General features: G+C 48.8%; 7 protein-coding genes. All 7 read right to left on the minus strand.

The annotated features are described in order from the left end of the window. Nucleotides 1-602 precede the first annotated feature (602 nt). On the minus strand, nucleotides 603-1490 hold the full coding sequence (locus Q7J27_05540) for a nucleotidyl transferase AbiEii/AbiGii toxin family protein (protein MDO9528609.1): 888 nt from the start codon (nucleotides 1488-1490) through the stop codon (nucleotides 603-605). Further along, nucleotides 1468-2286 (minus strand): hypothetical protein, encoded by an 819-nt coding sequence (locus Q7J27_05545; protein ID MDO9528610.1) that lies wholly within the window; start codon nucleotides 2284-2286, stop codon nucleotides 1468-1470. The genes Q7J27_05540 and Q7J27_05545 overlap by 23 nt, the downstream gene beginning before the upstream one ends. A 569-nt stretch (nucleotides 2287-2855) precedes the next feature. Continuing rightward, nucleotides 2856-3077: a hypothetical protein gene (locus Q7J27_05550; protein MDO9528611.1), complete on the minus strand. Its 222-nt coding sequence runs from the start codon at nucleotides 3075-3077 to the stop codon at nucleotides 2856-2858. Continuing rightward, nucleotides 3068-5698: a CHAT domain-containing protein gene (locus tag Q7J27_05555; GenBank protein MDO9528612.1), complete on the minus strand. Its 2631-nt coding sequence runs from the start codon at nucleotides 5696-5698 to the stop codon at nucleotides 3068-3070. The genes Q7J27_05550 and Q7J27_05555 overlap by 10 nt, the downstream gene beginning before the upstream one ends. An 18-nt stretch (nucleotides 5699-5716) precedes the next feature. Then, entirely contained in the window at nucleotides 5717-6313 is a 597-nt protein-coding gene (locus Q7J27_05560; protein MDO9528613.1) for a hypothetical protein, read from the minus strand. Nucleotides 6314-7271: 958 nt separating this feature from the next. After that, entirely contained in the window at nucleotides 7272-7472 is a 201-nt protein-coding gene (locus Q7J27_05565) for a hypothetical protein (GenBank protein ID MDO9528614.1), read from the minus strand. Nucleotides 7473-7920: 448 nt separating this feature from the next. Beyond that, nucleotides 7921-9159: ATP-binding cassette domain-containing protein (locus tag Q7J27_05570; protein ID MDO9528615.1), on the minus strand; the 1239-nt coding region annotated here is incomplete at its 5' end.

The following is a 9159-nucleotide window of genomic DNA, read 5'->3' on the forward strand; positions in this document are numbered from 1 at the left end:
TCGTGGGGTAGTATACGAAGAACATTCTTGTGCGTCAATGGAATATGGAATAATGACCACAAAATATGGGGTATCGGTGATCATTACCAAGAGAAACCATGTATAATATTTATCACCTCAAATTTGTTAACTACAGGAAGACACAAATACCACGTCGCCTTGAAAAAAATCACGCTCAAAAATATGCATGTTTCATCCCGCATTCAATGTTCTGGCCCGATCAGCTTACGTGAAGGCTTGTATTTGAAAACTTGGATGCCCCGAGATCTTTAGGGGGACGTCTTTAGGGGGACGTCCTTAAGTAATCAAATAAATCATTCCGTCAATTGATAACCCCCTTCTTTCGCTACTATTTCTCCGCGTTTAACCGCATAACTCACGGCCGCAATTGTTATACCAAGTTTTTCGGACAAATTTGCCATGTAGATGCCAAGCTCAACCGTAGACCAATAGCAGACCAAATCCCTAGCCTGAACCCGATCCTTTTATTGAAGGACGTCCCCCTCGAGTCCTCTGTGACCAGCTGGGCCTATTTTTTTACTTATTTGTTTTACCATAAAAATACAGAGTCCCCTGTTTTACTCAAGAGAATCATCTCCCATTCACTCTAACAGATGGCTCATTCTCGCGACTATATCGAATGTCCTATCGAGATCAAAGCTTTCAAAATCCTCGGGTCGCAACACCGGTTTCAGTTCCGTATTGATCTGGGTTTTGAGTTTTTCTTTCCGCGCTGAAGACAGATCGATAGGCAAATTTCCCGGAACCTTCAGTTTTTCGGCGAGAAGCTGGAAGAGATGCCGATCGTTAAGATCCATCTTATTCCGGGATGCGAGGTAATCGATATCGAAAAAGTCCCGAATGGCTGGTTCCAAACGTGTCAAAGCCGCCCGTATTTTTTCGGCGATGGCCTCCTTCATGGGCAAGGTGATCAAATCGATGTCGGGGACCATGGATTTTCGGGTAAAAGGGTTCAGCAACAACGTTCTGGCCTTCATGTGCGCGGGCTGCATCAGGGGCGTTTCGCGCAAACCCACTTCAATTTTGATGCGGGCCGCTACTTCAGTGAGGAAAACCGATGGGTAGGTCACATACGCGACGTACTGCCGTGAACTGTTATGCCCGGTGAAGTCTTCGGGGAGGGTCAGGATGTGCATCTCCTCTGAAATTTTTTTTACCCATTCCCTGACCGGCGCCATCCGTTTTCGTCGCACGGAAATGCTCGCTTCCGGTGGTGTCGAAATCATGAAATCGAGGTCTTCGCTGAGCCGGTAGAAATCGGTATAGACCTTGCCGATACAGGTTCCTCCCCGGAAAATCAGGGGGCTGTCCGGCTGGTCATAAAGATACTGCAGAAGGACGGTGCAGAAATAATCCTTTTCGATGAGGGTGGCATTTAACCCTGTCTGGCCCGCGGTGAAAAGCACCGCCTCGCGGAAGAGCGCCTGATCTTCGTGGACCGAGATCCTATGATCGCGGGATGGATCCATTGACAATCAACCCCCACTCTTTATTGATGCTGCCTTTTGCCGTCTGTCCGGGTATCCATGGGATTAGCGACCTTGTCGGACCGAGTTGACGTTTTATTTCTCCGAGTTGATCATCGACGATACTAAGCTGGGCAAGCCAATACCCGATGCGCTTGGCAGTTCCCTTGTTGCCGTATTTAAGCGTGTCAGCAATCAGGTTCTCGGTGATGGTCGGGTCTTTCTTCAGTGTCTCCGCAATCCATCCATAGGCCCGGGGAAGGGTGTTGTACCGGGACCAGTCATAGACGGCATCGACAAGCGCCCTCGTTTTGGTGACCATTACTGCGTCAATGCCATCGGGCGTTTTCAAGTTTTTGGTTGAACCCAAACGCTTGGCGTTTGTCTTGATAAAGACAAAGTCGGTTGCACCTATTTTTTTCTCACCGAAAATCCGGTCATTGTAAACATAAATCCGATTCGGGACCTGGTCGTCGAAGCCATGGAAGTTAAAAGCACTCGGGCCGCTGATCTGGTATCGGCCTTTGATGACCTCCATGAGCTTAGAGAGGATGTAATAGCCGCTGACGGTCCATCGTCCGCCGGCAGGCATGTGCGGCGGGACCAGATAGGCGCCTCTTTTCAAACGGATAATAAGACCGGAGGACGCCATCCGATTGAGGAGTTTCCATTCCTGTTTAGCATTAATATCCAAGGCGGAAGCAATTTCGCCCGAGAAGATGAATTCTTTTTTTCTAAGCTGGGTATAGGCGAGAAGCTGCATTTCAAATTTGCCAAGCTTGGTTTTTTCCTGTTTCACTATATTGTTCGTTCCTTCCTTGACAGGGGAGTTACGCCGATAATAGTAAAACAAAAAGCTTTTGTCAATGGATAATTCGATGCCTATTCGAGGGACATGATACAAGTTTACTTATCAATATCAATTAGTCGCAGATTATTGCTAAATGTAGTTTGAAAGCTATAACTTACGACGAAATATGTCAAATATGGATTTTAGGAAGATATGCATTCCCCCCTTGAGCTGAAAAATATACAGTAAGTCCTGCATGTTTTATCCCGCATTCAATGATCTGGCCCGATCAGCCGCACTGACGCTTTGTATTTGACAGAGTGAATACGGTTCATGAAAAAATGACATGCGCTGGACATTGACGCCACCTACTTATCGGCAACTTCCGGTTTGTAATCAAAGTGAGGATTACCATTTGAATTGTAGTCTCTAATAGTGTTTCAGAATCCATAGCACCGCACAACCTGCTCACCCCTTGTCCGGCATATAAGAACACATGGTGGTCAGCCGTTACACGGCAGGAAAGACCTTGTTGTTCTGGGACGTATAGACGACCGTTGATGATTCCGGCACATAGGTCATCTTCTGTTGTGAGAAAACGAGGCACGGACAATGTGTCGCGCCAGATTTTCTATTGTCGTCTCATCTTTCGGCCGGATACGGTTTCCGCAGAACACGTGAAACCCGGAATGCCTCCAAGACGAGAGCATCCGGATCATCTCCTTTGTGATCTTTCCTTTGGCGAGGTAAATCCTGAATACCTTGTGCCGGGAGATGGCCCCCAGTGTTTTCACTTCCATTCGCCGATTAATATGAAAGGCGCCCAGAAGAAAGGGTGCTCGGTGCTGGTTTGAGTTTTCTTGTCCCGTCCGGCTATCTTCACGCCACGGCTAAGATCATCTGATATTAAACTTTGATTTTTTAATTCCTGCTTGGCCAGCCTGAGAGCCTCTTCCTTGGACCTTCCGTGTTGCAGATGAGAGTAGAAGCTCTTCATCATGACTGCCGTCGAATTTGATTCCACGCTCCAAAGGCTTACGATGACCGATTTGGACCCTGCAAGCATGAATGCGCGGCTCAGACCCACAACACCCTCCCCGGCGATTTCTTTTCCAAGGGCTGTCTTGCAGGCCGATAGGACGACTAAATCGGCATTCAGCTTTAATCCTAGGATTTCGCTCATCTTCAGGAAACCGTCCTCAGTATTGCGGTTTCCCGGCTGGGTAAGAACCAACGCCGGTTCGAGGATGTAAGGAATGTCGCCGCTCAAAAGACCGTGGGTGGCAAAATGGATAAACCGGTAACGACCGAGATCGGATTTCAGAAGTTCGCTCTTGGAGGCATCCATGTCGAGCTTGATGTTCGGGTCATCGGCCTTGTACCCGAAGAGTGCGCCGATTTCTATGACCTCGTCGCGGGTCTCGATCAGTCGGGGCAAAGAGAAACCGCTGCGGACCAGGGCACTGCGCAAATTGAGAGAGGGCGTTGAATCGGCGGAGGCTACGACGATGTTGTCGGACTTTCTCCGGCTGTAACGCACATCGGAATCCTCATAGACCGGATCGCCGAGCGCAAACAGGGGCTTGGATAATTTGGGACTTCCCTTGAACTGCCGCATGGTTGCCATGACCGAGGCGGAGGGATAATAGCTGATTTTGTATTTTTCTCCCAGGTATTGAATCGTATTTTTTGTTTTACCAACCGTTAATGCCTCGAAGGGAACCATGTTCAGAACGCCGTCGGGGGTGATGATTATATTTTTGTCCGAGCCTATCCGGCTGAGAGCCTCTTCCAGCAAGAGCCTGCCCAGAGCCTGCCCTTTCTCGGGGTCGTAGGCGTCCAGCCGGCCCGGATTTTCAAGCCCGATCCTAAATTCCCCAACTTTACGGATAAGTTCATCCCGGCTCACGGCGATTTCGATGGCCGAAGGTTTCTTGCCTTTTTCTATGATCCAGAGATAGGTTTTCCCGGGATTGACCTTGTAGGCGAGGAGAACCTCGTTGGCATGCAGAGGGATATTCCCGGCCATGACCGGCTCCGGATAGCGAATGGAGGCATAATCCGGATACTCTTTCCGCAATTTGGCAATCAACTCATCGAGTTCGCGTTTCGATCTTGTTAGGAGCTCGCGCTGCGCTTCCGATTGACCACTTCCAGAGGCCTGGATTGAGTCAATGGTGTTGAGCAATCGACTCTCCTGTTCGGCCAGTTCCCGGGGGATCCGATCGGCAAAGGCGCCCGTTCTGGCTTTGTAGAGCAGTTCGAGAAAAGATCTGGTCTTGGTGCTTTCCGCGTAGAAGAAGGCCACTTCTGCGGGAGTTAGGTCTGCTTTAATAAATCGCGGATCCAGGCGGACGTCCTCAGACGTCCGACCGGCTGCCGTGACCAGGATGTCGATGGCATGTTCATAGGCGGCGATTTTATTGGCCAGGAACAAGGATCGGAACTCCGTCGAACTCAGGCTGCCTCTCAAATCTTCAATAAAATTGATGGCGGTGTTGTAGTAGAGTAGCGCCTGGGCATTACGGTGTTGCTCTTCATTCAAAAGCCCCAGACCGTAATTAGCGTACATCTGTTTTTCGGGATATTGCAGGCCCATGACGGCCAGGAGCCCCAACCCTTCATTAAAGGCCATAGCGGCTTCGTTGTATCTTTTCAAAGACACCAGACAAAAACCGATGTTGTTTAGGATGTCCACGATATCGGGCGTGTTGTAACTTCTCCGGGCAAGTTCAAGGGCCTGCTGGTAATGGGTGATTGCCTCCTGATAACGGCCGAGGCCGAAAAGGGTCGTGCCGAGAGACGAGTAGACTGACTGTTTCAGCCTGTCGTCCTTGTAGCTGTCAATGTTGGAAAGGGTCCGGGTGAAGATGTCCAGTGCCTGGGATAAACGGCCCTGCTGTGCGAGGGTCTCCCCCATACTAAGCGCAATAAGCGGATGTTCGCCTTTTGTTGACTCACGATTGCTCTGCTGGGCCGCCGCCAAAATCTCTGCAGCCTTATCCGTATCCCCGATTTTCTTGTAGCTATCGGCCAGTCCGACCGTTGCCAGGATAATCCCTTCCTGATAGCGGCTGCTTCTGGCAGCGGACAACGATTGATTGAAATAGGACAGGGCCTTGTCGTACTCGTTACGATCGAGATAGGCCTTGCCCAGATAACGGCAAATATCGGCAGCTTTTTCCCCCTTGCCGGAGTAAAACTTCAGCGCCTCGCTCATGGAGGGAAGGAACTTGTCGAAGGAACCTTCGCGAAGGTAGTCCCGGCCTTCCTGAATGAGGATATCGCCCTTGTCCTTGGTTGCAGTCAGGAAGAGTGGGTGGTAGTTGGCAAGTCCTTCGGACTGGGTTAACCCTCCATGGAGTCCGCAACCGCTGGTGCAGAGGACCAGGAAAATCAACAGCCATCGTTTTAAAATCATCGGGCACTCCTATCTTAATCAATAAAATTCATCCAACTTCCGGGAAAATTCCTTCAGCAGGTTGTCTATGGCCTCGTTTACAGCGTAGTGGGCCATATCATAGTTTGTTTTCATAATCAGTTGATTGATCATGTTCCTGCTCCCCTTTCCCTTGACGATGAAACTGCGCAGCCGCTGCCCGTTTCCGGCAAAGATTTCCGTTTCCAGCTCCACATCGGCGGTATGAGAACCCATCCCCGTGAAGGGGGGCGAATAGTTGAAGTATTTAATACGGGGAACGAAATAAACGGATACATCTTGGATTTCCCTTGCATCCTTAGCAATGGCAACGTTTCCGAATTTGCTGGAGACAAGCCCGTAAAGCGCGTGGGACAAATTTTTGCCGATCGCAATTTCTCCCTGCACCTTTGACAGCAAGTACAGCTGGGTGCCGGTCTCGAAGGCATATTTGTAGTTGGTGAACTGGTCGTTGAGAAGCAGCCCAGCTTTCAGAGAACTTTTCTGCATATTCTCGGTCGATATTTTTGGCTCAACCGAAATTTTCCGCATGTCCATGGTGGCGCACCCGGAAAGGAACAACGCGATGAGGCATAACAGAAGCACAATTTTTTTCATAAGAACCCTATTGAGTCGAGTAGACCGGTTTCTCCCGATACCTCCCTGAAACACAAACCCCCGCCTCTTTTCAGAAACAGGGTTTCAAGAATTTCTCCATGGCATCACCCTTCTAAAAAAAGTCCAAATTGGTTGTTAACCGATTGACAATGCCTTATTCAAACACGTAATATGAGAGCTTTGCAAAACTGCAATTCTGGTCATTGCGAGGAGCTTTAGCGACGCGGCAATCTTATGAATTATTAATATGTTACGAGATTGCTTCGCTTTGCTCGCAATGACAATATTGGTATTATGCAAAGCTCTCAATATATGGGTCAAATGAGTTGATAAGTCAAGGAAACATTTTATTGATAACCACTTGAAATCTTGTATCTCTCTGAGAAACTCGTTTTTATTGATAACAGAAAGTTACGGATGCGAGCTGTACCTACTTATCCGCACCTTTGACTTTGCCGAGAGATTATCAATTATTTATTGTAGTCGAGAACAGGGCTGGATTGTATTTTATCGCAGCTTTCACCCCGTATTGCGCAGGCGAGATCAAGGAAAATCTGCATTGTGCTGGTTATCGCCGCCACCTTATCTTTAATATGAAGGTGATCTTGCGGTTGACGATTACGGGATGACAAAGTGAACGTGCCAGGATAACCTGCAAGTAAGGCCGCCTTGTTCTTACTTGTCGTCAGGTAGATCCTGTGGTTCGACCTCTTCTAACTTCACATACACCCAGCGACCTGCGGTTGTGCGCCCAGTTGACACCGGCTGCCCATCACTTGTCTTGTTGAATTCGCAAGGCGCTTAAAAGCACTCACTTTTCTTTCCAATAGAAACTCAATCTGGAGTTTTAACAGCATTGATTGTTCAGTGGGGTCCGTTTGAATCATCAATCGTCATTTCAAACTTGATTTTAACAGAGTATTCATTGCGGATTGTGCGATCCATGACATAAAATCATCTACATGTCTTTCATCGTTTCTTCGGGGCAACATTGATTGACGTCCGGATCATCGAAACAGACCGGACACAGATAAAGAGGTGTAATGCATCCACAGCCTGTCCCGTACACACTGTACTTAACGCATTCACGGCATAGAGAAACGCCGCAGCCGTCACACATGAACGCAACCTTCTTCTCCCTGCACAGGGCACACAACATGATTGCTCTCCCCCAATGATTTTACTACTCTCAAGGTATTATAATTATCAATACTTAGCAATAAAATTTTATCGTGATTACGACTGCCCGATTAAGGCAGCTATGTTAGAAAATTTTCACTTGGGGGGATCTTTGACAAGAAAAAGTGCGTATAATTTTTTGGTTAACAGTGGAATGTGGCTCCTTGGGCTTGACCTGCCCCCCGAAAACCGGTCCATTTTTTAAGTTAGGATTGGAGTATAATATGGGATCATATTGAGGGAGGTCAGGATAAGTCGGAAGCGATGTACAATGGAACAGATTATCGGTTTCGCAGTGAAAGGCTTACTGTGAGTCTATATCGCCGGATGCTACATTACCAGGAAGTAATCAAATCTTCAAAAATCAATTTTCAAACTCATCTGATTGTGAATTTGAGCCTTTAGCTTTCAGCCCTTATCCTTCAGGCTCACATAGCTGCCTGCCTGTCCAGGTAATCGTTTTCACTGGACAGACTCACTTCTTTCATTGCCAGGTACTCGTCAAAGTCCTGCATCACGTCGATGATGCCGTCCGGAGTGAATTCGACAATTCTGTTTGCCACGGTGGATACAAATTGATGATCATGGGAAGTAAAGAGCGCCACCTCTGGAAAGGCCATCAGGGCGTTATTCAAAGAGGTGATTGACTCAAGATCGAGATGGTTGGTGGGCTCATCCAGAATGAGGGCGTTGGCATCGGAGAGCATCATCTTGGAGATCATGCAGCGCACCCGTTCACCACCGGAGAGGACAGAGGTCTTTTTCATCGCCTCCTCTCCGGAAAAAAGCATTTTGCCCAGGAACCCCCGGACAAAACTTTCATCCTCCTGAGGAGGTGCAAACTGGCGCAGCCAGCCGACAAGATCAAGCTCCTCATTATTGAAATACGCATTATTCTCTTTCGGGAAATAGGCGTTGCGGATGGTCACTCCCCAGCGGAAGCTTCCTTTATCCGGCTCAAACTCCCCGGCCAGAATCTGGAACAGTGTGGTTTTTGCAAGGCTGTTAGCACCGACGAAGGCGATCTTGTCGCCCTTGTTGACAGTGAGGGTGAGATCCTTAAACATGGAAACCCCGTCGATCTCTTTGGAAAGACCTTTGATCTCCAGAACTATGTCACCACAGGGCCGTTCCGGCTTAAAGACGATGTAGGGATATTTTCGGGAGGAAATTGGCATGTTCTCAATGGTGAGTTTCTCAAGCAGCTTCTTCCGTGAGGTGGCCTGCTTGGCCTTGGAGGCGTTGGAACTGAAGCGCCGGATGAATTCCTTGAGTTCCTCCGCCTTGGTCTTGGTCTTCTTGCCCTCGGCTTCCTTCTGGCGGAAATTGAGCTGGCTGGCCTGATACCAGAAGTCATAGTTGCCGGTATAGACCTGGATTTTGCCATAATCGATATCCGCCACATGAGTGCAGACCTGGTTGAGGAAATGGCGGTCATGGGAGACGATGATCACCGTGTTCTGGAAGCGGGAGAGAAATTCCTCCACCCAGGTGATGGTCTTCAGGTCCAGCTGGTTGGAGGGCTCGTCCAGAAGCAGGATATCGGGGTTGCCGAACAGGGCCTGGGCCAGCAGTACCCGTACCTTATCGCTGCCGTCAAGCTCCTTCATCTTTTTCTGACGCATCTCTTCCGGGATGCCGAGGCCGTTTAACAGCACCGCGGCCTC

This window comes from Syntrophales bacterium (assembly GCA_030655775.1).
GTDB lineage: Bacteria > Desulfobacterota > Syntrophia > Syntrophales > JADFWA01 > JAUSPI01.